Source organism: Amycolatopsis methanolica 239 (assembly GCF_000739085.1).
Lineage (GTDB): Bacteria > Actinomycetota > Actinomycetes > Mycobacteriales > Pseudonocardiaceae > Amycolatopsis_E > Amycolatopsis_E methanolica.
On the sequence record NZ_CP009110.1, the window covers coordinates 5,140,856 to 5,158,433 of the forward strand.

A 17,578-nucleotide genomic window follows, 5' to 3' on the forward strand; every position below is an offset into this window, starting at 1 on the left:
CGCGCGCCGGGCTCATTCCCCGGCCGCGCTTTCGTCGCCGTGCTTGTCTGCCATGGCCTTGCGCAGGTCCGCGATCTCCTTCTCGAAGTCCTCGACCGATGAGAAGGAGCGGTAGACGCTGGCGAACCGGAGGTAGGCGACCTCGTCGAGTTCCCGCAGCGGCCCGAGGATGGCGAGGCCGACCTCGTGGCTCGGGATCTCGGCGACTCCGGCCGCGCGGATCGACTCCTCGACCCGCTGGGCGAGCTGCTGCAACGCGTCGTCGTCGACCGGCCTGCCCTGGCAGGCCCGGCGCACTCCCCGGACCACCTTGTCCCTGCTGAACTGCTCGGTGACCCCGGAACGCTTGACGACCGCCAGCACCATCGTCTCGGACGTGGTGAACCGGCGACCGCAGGCCGAGCAGGACCGCCTGCGGCGGATGGCCTGCCCCTCGTCCACTTCCCGCGAGTCGACGACCCGGGAGTCGGCGTGACGGCAGAACGGGCAACGCACCTTCCGAACACCTTCCCCTCTCGTCCCGCGGGTGACATCCACCCCGGCCCGCGCCGCCACGCTACGGCTCGAACCTGGTGATCAACATGTGGATATCCAGTGGGTGAACACCCACCGCCTGTGGACAACTCGTCCTCAGTCTACCCCAACTTGTGGACCAACTACAGCCATGTAACTACTAGATATAGCGGTGGACCTTAGAACGCGCGCAGGCGGGGCGCAAGCGACACGAGCGAGTGATGAGGTATGGCGGCGCGCCTCACGAGCCCGTGATCACGGAGCCGGATTCGACCGGCACGGTGAGCAACAGGCCCGGCACGACCGACTCCGCCGACAGGTGGTTCAGCTCTTCGATGCGCTCAACCACGCCACCTGCGTCGCTCCCCGGCGCGTACTGCCGCGCCAGATCCCACAACGTCTCCCCCGGCGCGACCGCGACGGTGGCCGTCCGCTCCGGGACGTCCGGCGCGAACGAGCCGGCGAAAACACCCAACCCGGTGACGGCGAGCGCGATGGCGACCCCGACCGCGGCGAGCCACGGCCACCGCGGCGCGATCCGGCGGGGGCAGGCGGCGACCGGACCGGGACGGCGGCCGGCGACCACGCGCGCCCGCGTCGGCGGACGGCGCACCTCCGGACGACGCGGCCGCACCGGCACGCGCCCGCCCGCGCCCTCCTCCGGCGCGCGCCGGACCAACCACTCCTCAAGTGTCAGCACCGACATGGCGGAACCTCCTCGCAGATCCGCGACCCGCGACGAGCGCGCCGCCGGTCGAACAACCGTTCTATCGAACCTCCGTGCGAATGTGTACCACCCGGGTACGACAAAATCGAGCGCGCCCCGGCGTGTCGTCGAACAGTTGTTTGATGTTTGCTGTCGGGTGCACTACTGTGGGTGACCAGCAGAGGCGGACAGCGCCGGTCGCGCGGGTGCGCGGTCCCGGCCGCTCCAGAGCTGGGAGGCAGCACGGTGTCGGAAGAGACGGGCGAGACGATCCGCAGGCCAGGCGGCCGGTTCGGGGATGTGCATCCCCTCCCCGACCCCGAGGACGTCGAAGAGGGTCTCAGCCCCCGCCAGCAGCAGATCCTCGAAGTCATCAAGGCGTGGATCGACCGCTTCGGCTACCCGCCCAGCGTCCGCGAGATCGGCGAGGCGGTCGGGCTCACCTCCACCTCGTCGGTGTCGCACCAGCTGCGTTCCCTGCAGCGCAAGGGTTACCTGCGCCGAGACGCGAACCGTCCTCGCGCCGTCGGCGTGCTGACCGCGCAGGCCGAGGCCGAGACCACGCCGCTGCCCAAGCCCGCGTACGTGCCGCTGGTCGGCCGCATCGCCGCCGGTGGGCCGGTGCTGGCCGAGCAGTCCATCGAAGAGGTCTTCCCGCTGCCGAAGGACATCGTCGGCGAGGGCGAGGTCTTCCTGCTCAGCGTCACCGGCGACTCGATGGTCGACGCCGCCATCACCGACGGCGACTGGGTGGTCGTGCGCCAGCAGCCGACGGCGAACAACGGCGAGATCGTGGCCGCGATGATCGACGGCGAGGCCACGGTGAAGACGTTCAAGCAGAAGGACGGCCACGTGTGGCTGATGCCGCACAACGAGGCCTACGACCCGATCCCCGGCGACGAAGCCACCATTCTCGGCAAGGTCGTCGCGGTCATCCGCCGTCTCTAGCCGGTCGATCGGCCGTTCGAAACGATCAACCGGACCGCTTCCGCAGCTTCGACCAGGCGAACATCACGCCGCCCGCGACGACGACGGCCAGCAGCAGGCCGGGCACCGTGTCCACACCACCCTTGCCGGACGCCCCGCCGGCGGCCTCCCCGCCGGAGCCCGCGGACTGGCCGCCCGCCTCGGCGCCCTCTTCAGCGCTGTCCGCCGCCAGGGCCGCCGCCCCGCGCACCGCGCGGATCGGGCCGGCACCCTCGGACGCCGACAACAGGGTGCCGTCCGGGTCGAAGGCGATCGCCTCCCCCTGCTGCTCGTCGGGCAGCGGCACGCGCACCGGCTCACGCTGCAACGCGGCGGCCACGTCCCGGTCGGGGGCCGGGAACAGGTAGGCGTCGGTGTAGGTCCGCAGCGCGACGACCTTGCCGTCCGCGCTCACGGCGCCACCGGTGACCAGCACGGAGCCGAACCCCGCGACCGGTCCGCCCGGGGTGTCCGTGGACTTGATGTTGATCGACCCGACCCGCTCCAGCGGGGTCGGGCCAGGGCTGGCCAGCGCCTTCGCCGGCCGGTAGATCCCCGCCTCGCCCAGCGGGTTCTTCGTGACCAGGTACGGCGTTCCCGACGCGTCGAGCAGCAGCGCCTCCGCGTCGTGCGGCCCGTCGGGGTAGGTCAGGCGGTGCAACGTCACCTTGCCCTGCGGCGTGACGGCCAGCAGGGCGATGGTCTCGCGTTGTTTGCGGTTGTCGCCGGTGTCGGCGAGCCAGAACGTGCCGTCCGCGGCACGGGCGAGGTCCTCGACGTCGTACGGGTCGGTCGAGCCGGAGATGATCCGCTGCACGGCGCAGTCGCGGCCCAGCACGAAGATCTGCACCTTCGTGCCGCCGTCGTTGATCGCGTACCACCGCGAGCCGTCGCTCACCAGGCCGGACAGCTCGCCGAGCCGCTTGTCCGTCACCGAGCACACCGGTTCCGGGGCCTGCGCCGCGTTCGCCGGCCCCGCCAGCCCCAGCACCACCAGGACTGACAGGACCGGCGCCAGCACAGCTCTACCGAGACTCACCAGAGCCACGGTACCGATTTCAGGCCGGTGATCCGTTCACGGCGTACGCCTCCAGCGCGGATGCCACGTCCGGGCGAACCCGGGCGCTCAGGCGGGTGCCCTCCGCGAGGTGTTCCTCGGTGAGGACCTCGCCCTCGGAGTGCACGCGCGCCACCAGCTCACCGCGCGTGTAGGGCACGAGCGCGTCCACGACCACGTCGGGCCGCGGCAGCCGCTCGGCCAGCGCGTCGAGCAGTTCCGGGACACCCTCGCCGGTCTTGGCCGACACCACGATCGCGCCCGGCAACAGGTGCCGGAGGCGGACCAGCGACAGCTCGTCGGCCGCGTCCGCCTTGTTGATCACGATCAGCTCCGGCGGCAGCGGGCTCTCGTGGCTCCGGGTGATCTCGGCGAGCACCTGGCGCACCGCGTTGACCTGCTCCTCCGGGGCGGGGTCGGACCCGTCCACGACGTGCAGCAGCAGATCCGCGTCGGCCGTCTCGTCCAGCGTCGAGCGGAACGCGTCGACCAGCTGGTGCGGCAGGTGCCGCACGAACCCGACCGTGTCGGTCAGGGTGAACGTGCGCCCGTCCGGAGTGGCCGCCCGCCGGGTGGTCGGGTCCAGGGTGGCGAACAGCGCGTTCTCCACCAGCACACCGGCCCCGGTGATGGCGTTGAGCAGGCTCGACTTGCCGGCGTTGGTGTAGCCGACGATCGCGACGCTGGGCACCTCGTTGGCCACGCGGCGGCCCCGCTTGGTCGCCCGGATGGTGTCCATCGCGGCGATCTCGCGGCGCAGCTTCGCCACGCGTTTGTTGATGCGCCGACGGTCGGTCTCGAGCTTGGTCTCACCGGGACCACGCAGGCCCACACCGCCGTTCGCGCCACCGGCGCGGCCACCGGCCTGCCGGGACAGCGACTCACCCCAGCCCCGCAGCCGCGGGATGAGGTACTGTAGCTGGGCCAGCTCGACCTGCGCCTTGCCTTCGCGCGAGCGCGCGTGCTGGGCGAAGATGTCGAGGATCAGCGCGGTCCGGTCGATCACCTTGACCTTGAGCCGCTCCTCCAGCTGGCGCAGCTGACCGGGCGAGAGCTCACCGTCGCAGATGACCGTGTCGGCCCCGGTGGCGACGACGATGTCGAACAGCTCGCGCACCTTGCCCGAGCCGATGTAGGTGGCCGGGTCGGGCTTGGCGCGGCGCTGCACGAGACCTTCGAGCACTTCGGAACCGGCGGTCTCGGCCAGGCGTGCGAGTTCGGCGAGCGAAGCCTCGGACTGCTCCGCGGTGCCCTCGGTCCACACACCGACCAGGACCACGCGCTCGAGGCGGAGTTTCCGGTACTCGACCTCGGTGATGTCGGACAGTTCGGTCGACAGGCCCGCGACGCGGCGCAGGGATGCGCGCTCGGACAGTTCCAGGTCGCCCGTCGACGGGTCTTCCACGAGGTCTGTGTAGGTCAGTTCTGTCATCGTCCTTCCATGGTCCCACGATTCGCGGGATTGTCCGAATCCTTTAGCGGCTCGGGTACACCGCCACGTAGATCGCGAACTGCTCGGCGCCCTCCGGGGTCGAGCGGTCGCGGAACTCGTCCAGCAGGCTCAGCATCCGCTGTTCGAACTCGCGCCTGGCCTCGGCATCGACCCGCACCACCAGCCGGGACTGGTCCAGCTCGCCGCGGTCCAGTTCGGCGATCTCGGACAGGTAGGCCTCCAGCATGGCCTCGGACAACGCCCTGTCGTCCTCCCCGGACAACTCCCAGGACTTGCCGGTCGACAGGTACGGGATCTCCTTCGCGCCGCGATTGCCCCTGCGGGCGGGCTGCGGGGCCAGGAAACCGGTGTCGACCAGCTTGCGCACGTGGTGCAGGGTGGTCGCCGGGTCCCGCCCCAGGCGCTGCGCGATTTCCTTGTTCGTCAACGCCTCCGCATAGGTCAACCGGATGATGCGCAGGCGAATTCCCGAGGCCAGGGCGGCTGCCTCGGCCTCGCTCGGGGGGCGGCGGTCTCGCACCGGCCCAGCGTAGTCGGACGAAGTGATTGACGGATTCCAATCACTGCGTCACCCTACCGGTGTGCCGCGACGAGACTCCCTCTGGTACCACCCCGGGTTCCGGCTGCTGTGGGCCGGCGACACGGTCAGCCAGGCGGGCACGTTCGTGGGCATCACAGTGCTGCCGCTGCTGGCCGCGACCGTGCTGTCCGCGACGCCCGGGGAGATGGGCCTGCTCACCGCGGCCGAGAACGCCGCGTTCCTGCTGATCGGGTTGCCCGCCGGGGTGTGGGTGGACCGGATGAAACGGCGTCCGCTCATGCTGCGCGCCGACTTCGCGCGCGCTGCGCTGCTGCTGACGATCCCGCTGGCCTGGTGGACCGGGTGGCTGACCCTGACCCAGCTGGTCGTAGTCGCGTTGCTGGTCAGCGTCGGGACGGTGTTCTTCGACGTCGCCTACCAGTCCTACCTGCCGCCCCTGGTCGGGCGGGAGCACCTGGTGGAGGGCAACGCGAAGCTGCAGGCCAGCCAGTCGGTCGCGCAGGTGGTCGGGCCGGGGCTCGGCGGCGGGCTGACCCAGTTGTTCGGCGCGGCCAACGCGGTGCTCGCGACCGGGGCGGGCTACGTCGCGTCCGGGCTGTTCCTGCTGCGCATCCGGACGCCCGAACCGGAGCCGGAACCACACGACGGCACGCCGCTGCGCACGCAGATCGCCGAGGGCCTGCAGTTCGTGTTCGGCAACCGGGCGCTGCGCGCGATCGTGCTGTGCACCGCGAGCGGCAACTTCGCCGGCACGATCGTGATCTCGATGCAGGTCCTGTTCCTCACCAGGGATCTCGGGTTGAGCCCGTCCGGGGTCGGCCTGGTGCTCGCCGTCGCCAGCGGCGGCGGCATCCTGGGCGCGCTCACCGCCGGGTTCTGGACCCGGGTGATCGGGCAGGCCAGGGCGATCTGGCTGGTGCCGATGACCACCTGGCCGCTCCAGCTGCTGCTGCCACTGTCCCAGCCGGGCTGGTCGGTGGCGCTGGGCGTGCTGGGGATGGTGGCCAGCGGCTACGGCATCGTGGTCTACAACGTCGCGCAGGTCAGCTACCGGCAGGCGATCTGCCCGGACCGGCTGATGGGCCGGATGAACGCGACCGTGCGGTTCGTGGTGTGGGGCACCATGCCGCTCGGCGGGCTGGCAGGCGGCGCGCTCGGCGAGCTGATCGGCGTCCGGTCCACCGTGTGGACCGGGTGCGCGCTCATGGCGGTGACGATGCTGCCGGTGCTGCTCTCCCCGTTGCGGCGGATGCGCGACCTGCCGGTCAGCCCGCCCGCTCCCACCACTGCGGATCCAGCTGACCCCGCGCCACGAACTCCGCCGGGCCCGTCAGCGTCGACGCCCCCCGCTCCACGGTGACCTCGACGCGGCCGCCGGGGATGTCCACCGCGGACTTTCCGGTGTCGGTGCCCGCCAGGTGCAGCGCGGCCGCGACCGCGGCCACCGTGCCGGTGCCGCAGGCGCGGGTCTCGCCGACTCCCCGTTCGTACACCCGCATCTTCAGGCGCTGCTCGCCGAGCGGGTTGACGAACTCCAGGTTGACGCCGTCGGGGAAGAAGTCGCTGTCGTAGCGGGGCGCGCGGGTCAGGTCCAGCTCGTCGATGTCGTCGTCCACAATGGACACCAGGTGCGGGTTGCCCACGTTCACCGCGACACCGGAGAAGTTGTGCCCGTCCACGATGGCGACCGAGGCGCCGGTGATCGCGGCCGGCCCCATCTGCACGGTCACCGTGAGGTCCGGGTGCACCACCACCGGACGGTCGCCGGCGCGGGTGCCGATCACGAACTCCCGCCCGGAGACCAGGCCCGCTTCGACGAGGTACCGCGCGAACACCCGCGTTCCGTTGCCGCACATCTCGGCGATCGACCCGTCGGCGTTGCGGTAGTCCATGAACCACTCCCCCGCCGACTCGGACGCGGCAGGCAGGTCCAGAGCCTCCTTGCGCACCACGCGGAGGACACCGTCGGCACCGAGCCCGCGCTGCCGGTCGCACAGCGCGGCGACCCGGCTCGCCGTCAGGTCCAGCCGGGCGTCAGGGTCGGGGAGCACCACGAAGTCGTTCTGGGTGCCATGCCCCTTGAGGAACTCGATAACCACACGATCAGACTACTGGGCCACCACGGAGAGCACCCGCTCGGCCACGTCAAGATCGGCTCCGTCGAACCACCGGATCCGCGCGTCCCGGCGGAACCAGGATCGTTGCCTGCGAACGAATCGGCGCGTCGCCTGCTTCGTCGCCTCGGCCGCGGCGGCGAAGTCCCCGTCTCCGTCCAGTTCGGCGAGCACCTGCTGGTAGCCCAGCGCGCGGGAGGCCGTCTTGCCCTCGCGGAGCCCGCGCTCCACCAGCGACCGCACCTCGTCGACGAGGCCGGCCGCGAACATGCGGTCCACGCGCAGCTCCACGCGCCGGTCGAGGTCCTCGGTGTCCCGGTCGATCCCGATCATCACGGTGCCGTATCGAGCGGGGCCCGGTCGCGGCATGTTGGCCGAGAACGGTTGTCCGGTGATCTCGATGACCTCCAGCGCGCGGACGATCCGGCGCGTGTTGGTCGGCAGGATCGCGGTGGCCGCGGCGGGATCGAGCGTGGTGAGGCGGCTGTGCAGGGCCGCGGCGCCGACCTCGGCGGCCTCGGCCTCCAGCCGCGCCCGCACGGCCGGGTCGGTGCCCGGGAAGCGGAGGTCGTCGAGGACGGCCTGCACGTAGAGGCCGGAACCGCCGGTTAGCACGGGCACCTTGCCCTCGGCCAGCAGACGCTCGATGACGGCGCGGGCGTCGCGCTGGTAGGCGGCGACGGACGCGGTCTCGGTGACGTCGAGGACGTCGAGCAGGTGGTGCGGCACGCCGCGGCGTTCCGCCGCGGGGACCTTGGCGGTGCCGATGTCCATGCCACGGTAGAGCTGCAGGGCGTCGGCGTTGACCACCTCGCCGCCGACCGCGCGCGCGATCGTGATGGCGAGTTCGGACTTGCCGGTGGCGGTGGGGCCGACGACGGCGATCGGGTTCACCCGCGCTCCCACACCGCGACGTGGTAGCCGACGCCGAACGGTGCCGCGGAGTACAGCAGTCCGGCGCGCCAGTCGTCGCCGGCGCCCGCCAGCACCTGCCACGGCGCGCGGCCGCCCGCGCCCAGTTCGGCGGCCAGCCCGGGGTCGAGCGCCCGCAGCGCGGCCGTGTCGGCGGTGGCGAGCGCGCGGGCGACCGCCTCGTCGAAGGCGGGGGCGCGCTCGTCCTCGCTGCCCGGGGACTTGGGGCCGTGCCGGTTCGAGCCGTCGCCGAGGACGAGCAGGCCGGTCCGGTCGCCGTTGGCGAGGAGCTTGCCGAGGCGCTCGCACTCGGCCGGATCGCCGTCCACGAGGTGCACCCGCACCGAATCCGCACCCGCCTGCTCTCGCAGCCAGCCCGCGACGAGGGCGGGCAGCGGGAGTTCGGCGCGCGTCGCCTGCCCTGCGCTCAGCGAGACCGGAACGTCGGCTCCGTATCCGCGGAACGACCCGGACGTGGTGGGCTCGATGACCCGTTCGTGGTCACCGGCGCCGACCGCGACCCACTCCCGGGTCACGGCGGCGAGGCGGGTCACGGCGGTGCGGCACGCCGCGCGCAACGCCTCCAGCTCGGCGTTCGCCCCCGGGGACAGCGCGGGCACGAGCAGCGGGGGCTGCGGTACCACCACGGCTTGCACGATCACACCCGTCGAGGTTACCGGCAGCCACTCTCGGGCAACCCGCGACCACGGAGAGCAGCGAGATCGACGATCGCAGCGATCCCACGTGGCCCGGAAGTAGAATCACCCGCTCCGACCCCCCAACCGAGTACCACGAGCGGCGCTGAACTGCTTGAATGCGGCCAGAGGGAACGAGACCCGCATGACCCGGCCCCGCCCGCCAGCGGGGCGCCCGCCACAAGGCGGGCCGACAGGCGATAAGGAGCCTGCGATGTCCGACGAGAACACCGGCACCCCGGCACCCCACCAGGTGCCCCACGGCCACACGCCCGCCGCCGGCCACGGCGCGCCGGTCCCGCCGGCCGAGCCGCACCCCTCCCGCTGGGGCCGGGTGGACGACGAGGGCAACGTCTACGTCCGGACCGCGGACGGGGAACGCGCCGTCGGCGTGTGGCAGGCCGGCTCGCCGGAGGAGGGGCTGCTGCACTACGCGCGGCGCTTCGACGACCTGCGCACCGAGGTCGAACTACTCGGCACCCGGCTGGCGTCCGGCGCGGGCGACCCGAAGCACGCGCTCGCCACCGCGACGCAGCTCCGGGAGAGCCTGCCGACGGCGGCCGTGGTCGGCGACCTCGCTGCGCTGTCCGCGCGGATCGACCAGATCGTCGCGCACGCCGAAACCGCGCTGGCCACGGCGAAGCAGGAGCGCGAGGAGGCCCGCGCGGCCGCGGTCGGGCGCAAGCAGGCGCTCGCCGAGGAGGCCGAGAAGATCGCCGCCGAGTCGGTGCAGTGGAAGGCCGCGGGCGACCGGCTGCGCGCGATCCTCGACGAGTGGAAGACGATCAAGGGCGTCGACCGCAAGACCGACGACGAGCTCTGGAAGCGCTTCTCCAAGGCGCGGGAGGCGTTCAACCGGCGCCGCGGCTCGCACTTCGCCGAGCTGGACAAGCAGCGCGCGGCCGCGAAGGCCCGCAAGGAGGAGCTGATCGCGGAGGCCGAGGCGCTCGCCGACTCGACCGACTGGGGCCCGACCGCCGGGCGCTACAAGGAGCTCATGACGGAATGGAAGGCCGCGGGCCGGGCGCCCAAGGAGGCCGACGACGCGTTGTGGCAGCGCTTCCGCGCCGCGCAGGACACGTTCTTCTCCCGCCGCTCCGCGACGTTCTCCGAGCGGGACGCCGAGTTCGCCGCGAACGCCACGCGCAAGGAGGAGCTGCTCGCCGAGGCCGAGAAGATCGACCCGGGCGCCAACCTCGACGCGGCGAAGGCGCAGCTGCGGCGGATCCAGGAGCAGTGGGACGAGATCGGCAAGGTACCGCGGGAGCGGATCCGCGAGCTGGACGGCAGGCTCAAGGCGGTGCAGGACCGGATCCGCGAGGTCGAGGACAGCCAGTGGCGCCGCAGCGACCCGGAGGCGCAGGCGCGGGCCGCGCAGTTCCGCGAGCGGGTCGAGCAGTTCGAGGCGCAGGCCGCGAAGGCCCGCGCCGCCGGCGACGAGCGGCGCGCCAAGAAGGCCGAGGAGCAGGCGGCGCAGTGGCGCGAGTGGATGCAGGCGGCGGAGCAGGCGGTCGCGGACCGCTGAGGTTGTCGATTCGCTGAGGTTTCCGGTTCGAGCGGCGGCCCCTTCCCGGTGCGGGGAGGGGCCGCCGTCGTTCAGTGGTCCCGGTAGTACTCGCCGATCGCCGTGAACGCGGCCTTCGGCTCCCACGGCAGGTCGTGCCCGTCGCGGTCCTCGAAGACCTTCACCACCCCATAGCTGGCGAGATCCAGGTCCTCTCGCCCGTCGCCGCCGGGGCGGTGCACGTGGTCGTACAGCGCGAAGGTGAACACGAACGCGCTGTCCACACCCGCGGAGTCGAACGTCTCCAGCAGTTCGCGCACGTACGCGGCCTGCCCCTCCTCGTCGCGCTCGTACTCGCCGTTCAGCCGGACCGGCCCGCGGTCCTCGTCGTACTCCACCGCGTCCAGCGCGCTCGCCCCCAGATCGCCCGCGCCGCGGTAGGTGGCGGCGCCGAACTCGGTGATCGCGACGGGCTTGCCCTGCTCGACGAGGGCCCGGACCCCGTCGGAGAAGCGGTCGGCGATCGCGGCCGTCCGGTACAAGTCCACCGAGACGAAGTCGAACAGCGTCCAGTCGACGCGCTCCAGCTGCACCGACGCGTAGGTCACCTGGCCACCGAACCGCTCCCGCACGACGGCGACCGCGTTGGCGAGGAAGTCACCGACCCGCGAGCCGAGTTCGGGGATCCGCTCGCGGTTGTCCATCAGGAACGCGATCCGCTGCCGGATGCCGTCGCCGGGCAGGAAACCCTTGTTCATCAGGCTCAGCTCGGCCCCGGCCACGAACACGACCTCGGCTCCCCGCCGCCTGATCCGCTCGGCGCGCTCGGCGCAGTCCGCGAACAGCTTCAGCGTCTCCTCTTCGGTCAGTTCCAGCGGATACGGCGAGAACCAGACCTCCAGCCCCAGCTCGGCCGCACAGGTGGCGGCGACCTCCAGCCGCTCCGGATCGCCGCCCATGATCCGCACCGCGTTGCAGTGCAGGTCGTCGCGGATGATCCGCAGCTCGCGCTCGACCACCTCCGGATCGAACCGCTTCCGGGAGACCTGCCCGTTCTGGACGAAGCGGTGTCGTAGCTGATGCCCTTGGCTCGCATGTCCATCTCCTCAAATAGGGTACCAGCCGTACCTTATCAGAAATAAGGTACTGTACGTACCCATGGAGCCGTCCCGGACCCGCAGGCGGGGAGCCGCGCTGGAGGACGCGATCCTCCAGGCGGCGGCGGACGAACTGACCGAGTCCGGGTTCGCCGCGCTGACCATGGACAAGGTCGCCGCGCGCGCGGGCACCAACAAGAACGCGCTGTACCGCCGCTGGCCGAACCGGCTCGCCCTCGGGGTCGCCGCCTACCAGCGGCTCACGAGATCGGTGCCGGTGCCGGACACCGGCAACCTCCGCGACGACGCCCTCGCCCTGCTGCGTGGCGCCAACCGGCACTGGAGCTCCCCGCTCGGCGCGATCCTGCGCGAGCTGATCGCCGCGGCCGGGGGCGCGTCGGAACTCCTTGGGCAACTGCAGGACCCAGCCGAGGAGGCGGCGACCTCGTGGCTGACCATCCTGGAACGCGCGGTCAAACGCGGGGAGGTGTCACCGGCCGCGCTGCACCACCGCGTCGCCACGGTGGCGATCGTGTTGCTGCGCAACGAGTTCGTCGTGCGGGGCGTGCCCACCGCGCCGGACGAGGTGCTGGTCGAGATCGTCGACGAGGTCTACCTGCCGCTGGTGCGGTCGAAGTGACGTTCCAGCACCGCCAGGTCGCGCACCGCGTAACGGCGGAGCTCGCACTCCTCGTTCATCACCACGCGCAGGCACTTCCCCACCGGTTGCGGCTCCTCGGGGTAGCCGGGCGCGGATGAGCGGCGGCAGGGCCAGCGGCTGGTAGGGCGTCGGCTCGTCGAGGATCGTCCGGATCGCCTAGGCGTCGGTCACCAGGCGCCGCGGGGTTTCGACGAACGACCACTCGCCGTCGACGCGTTCGTGCGACGCCTCCTCCAGCAGCCGTCGCGCGCGGGCGACGGTGTCCGCCCACAACGATTCGAGGGTGGCCCACCCGGCGCGGATGTCCGCAAGGCCGTCCATCGCCCGCAGTTCGACGGCGATGTCCGCCCGGTCATGATGGCGCTGTCCGGTGCCGCAGCGCCACGCCCGCGCCGGTCAGGAACGCCAGCGCCGCCGCGCACCCGAGGATCACCGGTGGTGTCGTGACCTGCGTGAGCAGCGCGAACACGTACGGCGCGCAGAACCCGACGTAGGTCAGCGCCCACCACACCGAAGCCAGCCGGGCCAGGCCCTCGGGCGGGGCGATGCGGGCGATCTCGGTGAGGCCGAAGGTCACGCACAGCCCGTACCCGCAGCCAAGTGCGGCGTCGGCGAGCAACGCGACGACGGGTTGCGCGGACACGGCGGCGGCGAGGCCGAGGAGCATCCCGGTGCCGACCGCGGCGAGCCCGATCAGCGCGGGCAGCAGGATCGCGCGTGCGGCGAGCCTCCTGCCGACCGGCTGGATCAGCAGACCGGCCCCCAGCACGACGGCGATCGCGGCGCCCGCGAAGACCGTCTCGGCGCCGCCGAGGCGCGACTCCACCAGCGACGGCAGCACGGCGAACCCGGTCGCGGGCGCGGCGAAGACCCACGGCGCGACCGGGACGACCATGCGCCGGAAGCGCGGGTCGCGGATGCCGGTCACGCGCTTGCCGGGCTGTGCGCGGGGCGCGGTCTCCGGAACCTTGAGCGCAGCGACGAGGGCGACCGCGGACAACACGAGGTGCGGCAGGTAGGCGACGTCCAGCGGCGCCCACTGCGCGATCAGCGCGGCGACCAGCCCGCCGATCCCGAAGCCGGCGGAGAGGAACAGACTGGCCCGGCGCGCGCCGGTCCCCTCGGCCGTGTCGTCGTGCGGCGGGTGGGACAGCTCCTTCACCCAGGCACTGCCCGCCGCGAGAACCGCCCCCATGGCGAACCCCGAAGCGAAGCGCCCCACCCCCAGCCACGGCACGCCCACTTCGCCGAGCAGCAGCGCGCCGGTCGCGAGCACCGACAGAGCGACCGCGCCGAGCACGACGGGCCGTCGTCCGTACCGGTCCGCGCCGGGGCCGCCGAGCAGCAGGCCGGGCACCAGGCCCAGGACGTAGATCGCGAAGAGCCCGGTCACGGTCGCCGCGGAGAGCCCCATCTCGCGCCGGTAGGCCCCGAGCAGCGGCGAGAACTGGTTGGCGCCCCACCCCACGGCGGTGATCGACCAGGCGGCCCGCGGCCAGGCCCGCCGGGTCGCGGGCAGCACGGCACACTCCGTCATACCCCGGTTCTAACTCGAGCGGCGTTGTGGAAACCGGAGCGTTCACGATTCCCGAACGGCTGTGCGGTGGCGTGGCCGGGCCGGTGGTTGCTGGGGGCGGCGCGGTGGCTGCTGCGGGTGTTGTGCCGGCTGCGTGTGGCGCGGTGGCCGCGAGTGGCGCCGTGGCCGCGAGTGGCGCCGTGGCCGCGAGTGGCGCCGTGGCCGCGGGTGGTGGTGGCTTGCGGGTGGCGGTGACTGCGGGTGGCGCGGTGGCCGCCGCAGCCGGTGCGCCGCTGCGAGCAGCATCGCGGTCGCTGCCGCAGGCAGCCGTGGCCGCCGCACGCTGCAGCGGTGGCTGCTGCAGGTCGCGCGGTAGCTGCCGCAGCCGGCGTGTGTCTGCGGCGCGCGGCTGCTGCCGCAGACAGCGGCGGCGGTCGCGAGCGGCAGCGGTAGCCGCTGCGGGTGGCAGCGGCGGTCGCGAGCGGCAGCGGTGGGTCGCGGCGATTGCTACCGCAAGCAGCGCGTCGCCGCGGACAGCGCGAACCCTGCCACAGGCAGCAGCGGCCGCAGCCAGCACCAGCCGTAGCTGCCGCGGGCCGCACGGTAGCTACCGCAAGCAGCGCGTCGCTGCGAGCCGCGCGATCGCTGCCACAGCCGGCAGCCGCCGCAGCCAGCGCCAGCTGCCGCGGGTGACGCGGTAGCTGCCGCAACCGACGCGTCGCCGCGGACAGCGCGATCGCTGCCGCAAGCAGCGGCGGGCGCCGCGCTCGCCAGCGGTTTCTGCCGCGGGCAGCAGCGGCGGCCATCGCAGGCAGCAGCGGTAGCCGCCGCGGGTGCTGGGCCGGCTGTTCGCGCATCATGTGCCCGTTCCGGGCGGCCGCCGGGGCCGAGTGTGCGTCGCTCCGCCGTCCGGCTCCCAGCAGCGTCCGCCGCGGGAGCCGGAGGGCGGCCGGCGCGGGTGGTAGATCACCTTGGCGTACCTCGCGTGGCGGGCTTACCGTCAGGGCGTGGATCTGCGCCGCCTTGCCTCGTTTCTGGCGGTGGCCGAAGAAGGGCACTTCGGCCGGGCCGCGGCGCGCCTGTTCCTCTCCCCGCCGGCCGTGACCGCCCACGTCCAGCAGCTCGAGCGCGAGCTGGGCGTGCCGCTGTTCGAGCGCGCCCCGGTGCGGCTCACCCCGGCCGGGCACCGCTTCCTCGGCCACGCTCGCGGCCTGGTCGACGCGGCCAACGCCGCCATCACCGACATGGCGGACCTCGCCGAGCACTCCGGCACCCTGCGCGTCGGCGTCATGGGGCACGGCTCCGCCGAGCTGACCCCGGCCGTCATCAACGCGTTCCGCCACCTGCGGCCGCAGGTGCGCCTCACCCTGGAGGCCCTCACCTTCACCGAGCACACCAGCGCACTGCTCGAACACCGCGTCGACGTGGCCTTCGTACGGCCGGCGGTCACCGACGAGCGCATCAGCGTCGACGTCCTCACCACGGAGGCCCGCATCGTCGTCATCCCGGCGCACTCCGAACTGGCCGCGGCCGGCGAGCTACGCCTGGCCGACGTGCTGGACCTGCCGTTCGTCGCACTGCCGCCGCACACGCCGCGGCCGTTCACCGACTACCTGTACTTCACCGAGGCCCGCGGCGGCGAGGCGCCTCGCCCCGGACCGGACCACGCGGTCACCCCGCAGGAGGTGCTGATGAGCGTCGCGGCCGGGCGGGCCGCCGGCTCGGCCCTCAGCTCGTTCGCGCGCTTCTACCGCTGGCCCGGCACAGTGTGCGTGCCGGTCGTGGACGCGCCGTGGGACCACAGCGTGCTCGCCACCCGCACCGGCGACCGCGACCCGCACGTGCAGCTGTTCCGCGGCCTCGCCCGGTCGCTGGCCCCGCGCTTCGCCTCAGGTGCGGGACCAGGCGGTGCGCATCCACTGGGCGGCCAGCAGGATGATCGCGACCAGCGCGATCACCATGCCGATGCCGGGGCCGCGCCCGGTGGCCCCGTTGGCGACTGACGACTGCTGCGACCAGATCGCCAGCAGCCCGTCGACGGAGGCGAACCAGCCGCCCATCGCGCACACCCACGACAGCCACCACCGGCGCGTCACCAGCGTCAGCGCGGACGCCAGCACGCCGATCACCGTGGACGTGACCGCGAACAGCTGCGGGATGCCGCCGCCCTGCCCGAGCAGCACCTGCCAGCCCACGTGCGGGCCGACCCACGGCAGCAGCTGCCCCACCAGCAGCAGGAACACCAGAACCGCGATGACGAACCCGCGTCGGCCCAGCTCGACGGTGCGGGAGGCCTTGGTGACGACCTCGTCGACGTCGGTGCCCAACCGGTCGTAGTCGCTCTCGCTCACAGTCCGCACCCGCCCGTCGCCACCGGCTGGGGCGCCGGGCGGCCGAACGACGGCAGCCCGAGGCTGACCCCGTCGGTCCTGGGCCGGCGGCCCGCCTCCACGTTGTCACCGGCGCGGGTGCGCCGGTGCGAAAGCAGGTCGCCGTCGGCGACGAGGTGGTGCGGCGCGCCGTAGGTGACCACGGTTTCGACCACGTCGCCCGGCCGCACCGAACCCTCGATCGCGGCGCCGGTCGGCGTGAAGTGCACCAGCCTGCCGTCGCGGGCGCGCCCGCTCATCCGCCGGGTCTCGGTGTCCTTGCGGCCCTCGCCCTCGGCGACCAGCAGCTCGACCTTGCGCCCGACCAGCTTCTTGTTCTCGTCCCAGGCGATCTCGTTGACCAGCTCGACCAGCCGGTCGTAGCGCTCCTGCACGACCTGCTTGGGCAACTGGTCCGGCAGCTCGGCGGCCGGGGTGCCGGGGCGCCTGGAGTACTGGAAGGTGAACGCGCTGGAGAACCGGGCCTCGCGCACGACGTCGAGCGTGGCCTGGAAGTCCTTCTCGGTCTCGCCGGGGAACCCGACGATGATGTCGGTGGTGATGGCCGCGTCCGGGATCCGGTCCCGCACCTTGTCCAGAATGGACAGGAACCGGCTCGACCGGTAGGAGCGGCGCATCTCGCGCAGGATCCGGTCCGAACCGGACTGCAGCGGCATGTGCAGCTGCGGGCAGACGTTCGGGGTCTCGGCCATCGCGTCGATGACGTCGTCGGTGAACGCGGCCGGGTGCGGCGAGGTGAACCGGACCCGCTCCAGGCCGTCGATGCCGCCGCAGGCGCGCAGCAGCTTGGAGAAGGCGTCCCGCTCGCCGAACTCGACGCCGTAGGAGTTGACGTTCTGCCCGAGCAGCGTCACTTCCAGCACGCCCTCGGCGACGAGCGCCTCGACCTCGGCCAGGACCTCGCCGGGCCGCCGGTCGCGCTCCTTGCCGCGCAGCGACGGCACGATGCAGAAGGTGCAGGTGTTGTTGCAGCCCACGGAGATCGAGACCCAGCCCGAGTAGGCCGACTCGCGCCGCGCGGGCAGCGTCGAGGGGAACGTCTCCAGCGACTCGAGGATCTCCACCTCGGCCTCGGCGTTGTGCCGGGCGCGCTCCAGCAGCACCGGCAGGGCGCCGATGTTGTGGGTGCCGAACACAACGTCCACCCACGGGGCGCGCTTGACGATCTCGCCGCGGTCCTTCTGGGCGAGGCAGCCGCCGACGGCGATCTGCATGTCCGGGTTGGCGTCCTTGGCCGGGCGCAGGTGCCCGAGGGTGCCGTAGAGCTTGTTGTCCGCGTTCTCGCGCACCGCGCACGTGTTGAACACGACGAGGTCGGGCGCGTCGTCCGCGCCCGCCGGAACGTAGCCCGCCTCCTCCAGCTGGCCCGCGAGCCGCTCGGAGTCGTGCACGTTCATCTGGCAGCCGAACGTGCGGATCTGGTAGGTTTTGCCACCGTTCATCGGGCACCGTG

General features: G+C 72.6%; 17 protein-coding genes and 1 pseudogene. 5 read left to right on the forward strand and 13 right to left on the reverse strand.

Going from position 1 to position 17,578, the window contains the following annotated elements:
• Window positions 1-12: 12 nt before the first annotated feature.
• Together nrdR and AMETH_RS24990 are read right to left on the reverse strand one after the other, a co-directional pair.
• A complete protein-coding gene (gene nrdR / locus AMETH_RS24985) occupies window positions 13-495 on the reverse strand; it encodes a transcriptional regulator NrdR (protein ID WP_017983911.1) in 483 nt (160 codons plus the stop codon).
• A 259-nt stretch (window positions 496-754) separates the two neighbouring features.
• Entirely contained in the window at window positions 755-1,219 is a 465-nt protein-coding gene (locus tag AMETH_RS24990) for a LysM peptidoglycan-binding domain-containing protein (protein WP_017983912.1), read from the reverse strand.
• A 246-nt stretch (window positions 1,220-1,465) separates the two neighbouring features.
• Here AMETH_RS24990 and lexA point away from each other — a divergent pair, with 246 nt between their 5' ends.
• Window positions 1,466-2,167, forward strand: coding sequence for a transcriptional repressor LexA (gene lexA, locus AMETH_RS24995; RefSeq protein WP_017983913.1), 702 nt, complete (start codon window positions 1,466-1,468; stop codon window positions 2,165-2,167).
• A 25-nt stretch (window positions 2,168-2,192) separates the two neighbouring features.
• Here the strand turns inward: lexA and AMETH_RS25000 are convergent, their stop codons facing one another.
• Genes AMETH_RS25000 through AMETH_RS25010 form a run of 3 tightly spaced genes read right to left on the reverse strand, consistent with a single transcriptional unit; the run spans window position 2,193 to window position 5,173 of the window.
• A complete protein-coding gene (locus tag AMETH_RS25000) occupies window positions 2,193-3,224 on the reverse strand; it encodes an SdiA-regulated/phytase-like domain-containing protein (protein ID WP_038532352.1) in 1,032 nt (343 codons plus the stop codon).
• 19 nt (window positions 3,225-3,243) lie between these two features.
• Window positions 3,244-4,674 (reverse strand): GTPase HflX, encoded by a 1,431-nt coding sequence (gene hflX / locus AMETH_RS25005; RefSeq protein ID WP_017983915.1) that lies wholly within the window; start codon window positions 4,672-4,674, stop codon window positions 3,244-3,246.
• Between the two features lie 43 nt (window positions 4,675-4,717).
• Window positions 4,718-5,173 carry an ArsR/SmtB family transcription factor gene (locus AMETH_RS25010; RefSeq protein WP_081617723.1) on the reverse strand — a complete coding sequence of 152 codons (456 nt, stop codon included), beginning with the start codon at window positions 5,171-5,173 and terminating at the stop codon, window positions 4,718-4,720.
• A gap of 103 nt (window positions 5,174-5,276) precedes the next feature.
• On the opposite strand from AMETH_RS25010, the gene AMETH_RS25015 reads away from it, so the two are divergent.
• Window positions 5,277-6,596: an MFS transporter gene (locus AMETH_RS25015; RefSeq protein WP_017983917.1), complete on the forward strand. Its 1,320-nt coding sequence runs from the start codon at window positions 5,277-5,279 to the stop codon at window positions 6,594-6,596.
• Here AMETH_RS25015 and dapF read toward each other — a convergent pair.
• The 3 genes from dapF to AMETH_RS25035 are packed head-to-tail and all read right to left on the reverse strand — an operon-like array spanning window position 6,502 to window position 8,924.
• Window positions 6,502-7,335: a diaminopimelate epimerase gene (gene dapF / locus AMETH_RS37300; protein ID WP_081617591.1), complete on the reverse strand. Its 834-nt coding sequence runs from the start codon at window positions 7,333-7,335 to the stop codon at window positions 6,502-6,504. The genes AMETH_RS25015 and dapF overlap by 95 nt on opposite strands.
• Before the next feature lie 9 nt (window positions 7,336-7,344).
• Window positions 7,345-8,244: a tRNA (adenosine(37)-N6)-dimethylallyltransferase MiaA gene (miaA, locus tag AMETH_RS25030; protein WP_017983920.1), complete on the reverse strand. Its 900-nt coding sequence runs from the start codon at window positions 8,242-8,244 to the stop codon at window positions 7,345-7,347.
• Window positions 8,241-8,924: a class III extradiol dioxygenase subunit B-like domain-containing protein gene (locus AMETH_RS25035; RefSeq protein ID WP_017983921.1), complete on the reverse strand. Its 684-nt coding sequence runs from the start codon at window positions 8,922-8,924 to the stop codon at window positions 8,241-8,243. The genes miaA and AMETH_RS25035 overlap by 4 nt, the downstream gene beginning before the upstream one ends.
• A 247-nt stretch (window positions 8,925-9,171) precedes the next feature.
• Between AMETH_RS25035 and AMETH_RS25040 the strand changes: the two genes are divergently transcribed.
• Window positions 9,172-10,482, forward strand: coding sequence for a DUF349 domain-containing protein (locus tag AMETH_RS25040; RefSeq protein WP_017983922.1), 1,311 nt, complete (start codon window positions 9,172-9,174; stop codon window positions 10,480-10,482).
• 71 nt (window positions 10,483-10,553) lie between these two features.
• Here AMETH_RS25040 and AMETH_RS25045 read toward each other — a convergent pair.
• Window positions 10,554-11,557, reverse strand: a pseudogene (locus AMETH_RS25045) (hypothetical protein).
• 62 nt (window positions 11,558-11,619) lie between these two features.
• Here AMETH_RS25045 and AMETH_RS25050 point away from each other — a divergent pair.
• On the forward strand, window positions 11,620-12,198 hold the full coding sequence (locus AMETH_RS25050; protein WP_017983924.1) for a TetR/AcrR family transcriptional regulator: 579 nt from the start codon (window positions 11,620-11,622) through the stop codon (window positions 12,196-12,198).
• Between the two features lie 177 nt (window positions 12,199-12,375).
• On the opposite strand, the gene AMETH_RS39350 is transcribed toward AMETH_RS25050, so the two are convergent.
• Both AMETH_RS39350 and AMETH_RS25055 read right to left on the reverse strand, forming a co-directional pair.
• Complete coding sequence (locus AMETH_RS39350; protein ID WP_017983926.1) at window positions 12,376-12,540, reverse strand: hypothetical protein; 165 nt, start codon at window positions 12,538-12,540, stop codon at window positions 12,376-12,378.
• A gap of 31 nt (window positions 12,541-12,571) precedes the next feature.
• Window positions 12,572-13,756, reverse strand: a complete 1,185-nt coding sequence (locus AMETH_RS25055) for an MFS transporter (RefSeq protein ID WP_223842930.1) — start codon at window positions 13,754-13,756, stop codon at window positions 12,572-12,574.
• A gap of 986 nt (window positions 13,757-14,742) precedes the next feature.
• Here AMETH_RS25055 and AMETH_RS25060 point away from each other — a divergent pair.
• The gene (locus AMETH_RS25060) at window positions 14,743-15,738 is read left to right on the forward strand and encodes a LysR family transcriptional regulator (RefSeq protein WP_081617592.1); all 996 of its coding nucleotides are present in this window, start codon (window positions 14,743-14,745) and stop codon (window positions 15,736-15,738) included.
• Here the strand turns inward: AMETH_RS25060 and AMETH_RS25065 are convergent.
• On the reverse strand, window positions 15,625-16,086 hold the full coding sequence (locus AMETH_RS25065) for an Rv2732c family membrane protein (RefSeq protein WP_017983929.1): 462 nt from the start codon (window positions 16,084-16,086) through the stop codon (window positions 15,625-15,627). The two genes, AMETH_RS25060 and AMETH_RS25065, sit on opposite strands and share 114 nt — an antisense overlap.
• Window positions 16,083-17,567: a tRNA (N6-isopentenyl adenosine(37)-C2)-methylthiotransferase MiaB gene (miaB, locus tag AMETH_RS25070; RefSeq protein ID WP_017983930.1), complete on the reverse strand. Its 1,485-nt coding sequence runs from the start codon at window positions 17,565-17,567 to the stop codon at window positions 16,083-16,085. The genes AMETH_RS25065 and miaB overlap by 4 nt, the downstream gene beginning before the upstream one ends.
• Window positions 17,568-17,578: the final 11 nt, after the last annotated feature.

Bases quoted from the DNA above. Each gene is read 5' to 3' on its own strand.
- AMETH_RS24990 (WP_017983912.1), bottom strand. From the start codon at position 1,219: ATGTCGGTGCTGACACTTGAGGAGTGGTTGGTCCGGCGCGCGCCGGAG.
- hflX (WP_017983915.1), bottom strand. From the start codon at position 4,674: ATGACAGAACTGACCTACACAGACCTCGTGGAAGACCCGTCGACGGGC.
- AMETH_RS25040 (WP_017983922.1), top strand. From the start codon at position 9,172: ATGTCCGACGAGAACACCGGCACCCCGGCACCCCACCAGGTGCCCCAC.
- AMETH_RS25050 (WP_017983924.1), top strand. From the start codon at position 11,620: ATGGAGCCGTCCCGGACCCGCAGGCGGGGAGCCGCGCTGGAGGACGCG.
- AMETH_RS39350 (WP_017983926.1), bottom strand. From the start codon at position 12,540: ATGGACGGCCTTGCGGACATCCGCGCCGGGTGGGCCACCCTCGAATCG.
- AMETH_RS25055 (WP_223842930.1), bottom strand. From the start codon at position 13,756: ATGACGGAGTGTGCCGTGCTGCCCGCGACCCGGCGGGCCTGGCCGCGG.
- miaB (WP_017983930.1), bottom strand. From the start codon at position 17,567: ATGAACGGTGGCAAAACCTACCAGATCCGCACGTTCGGCTGCCAGATG.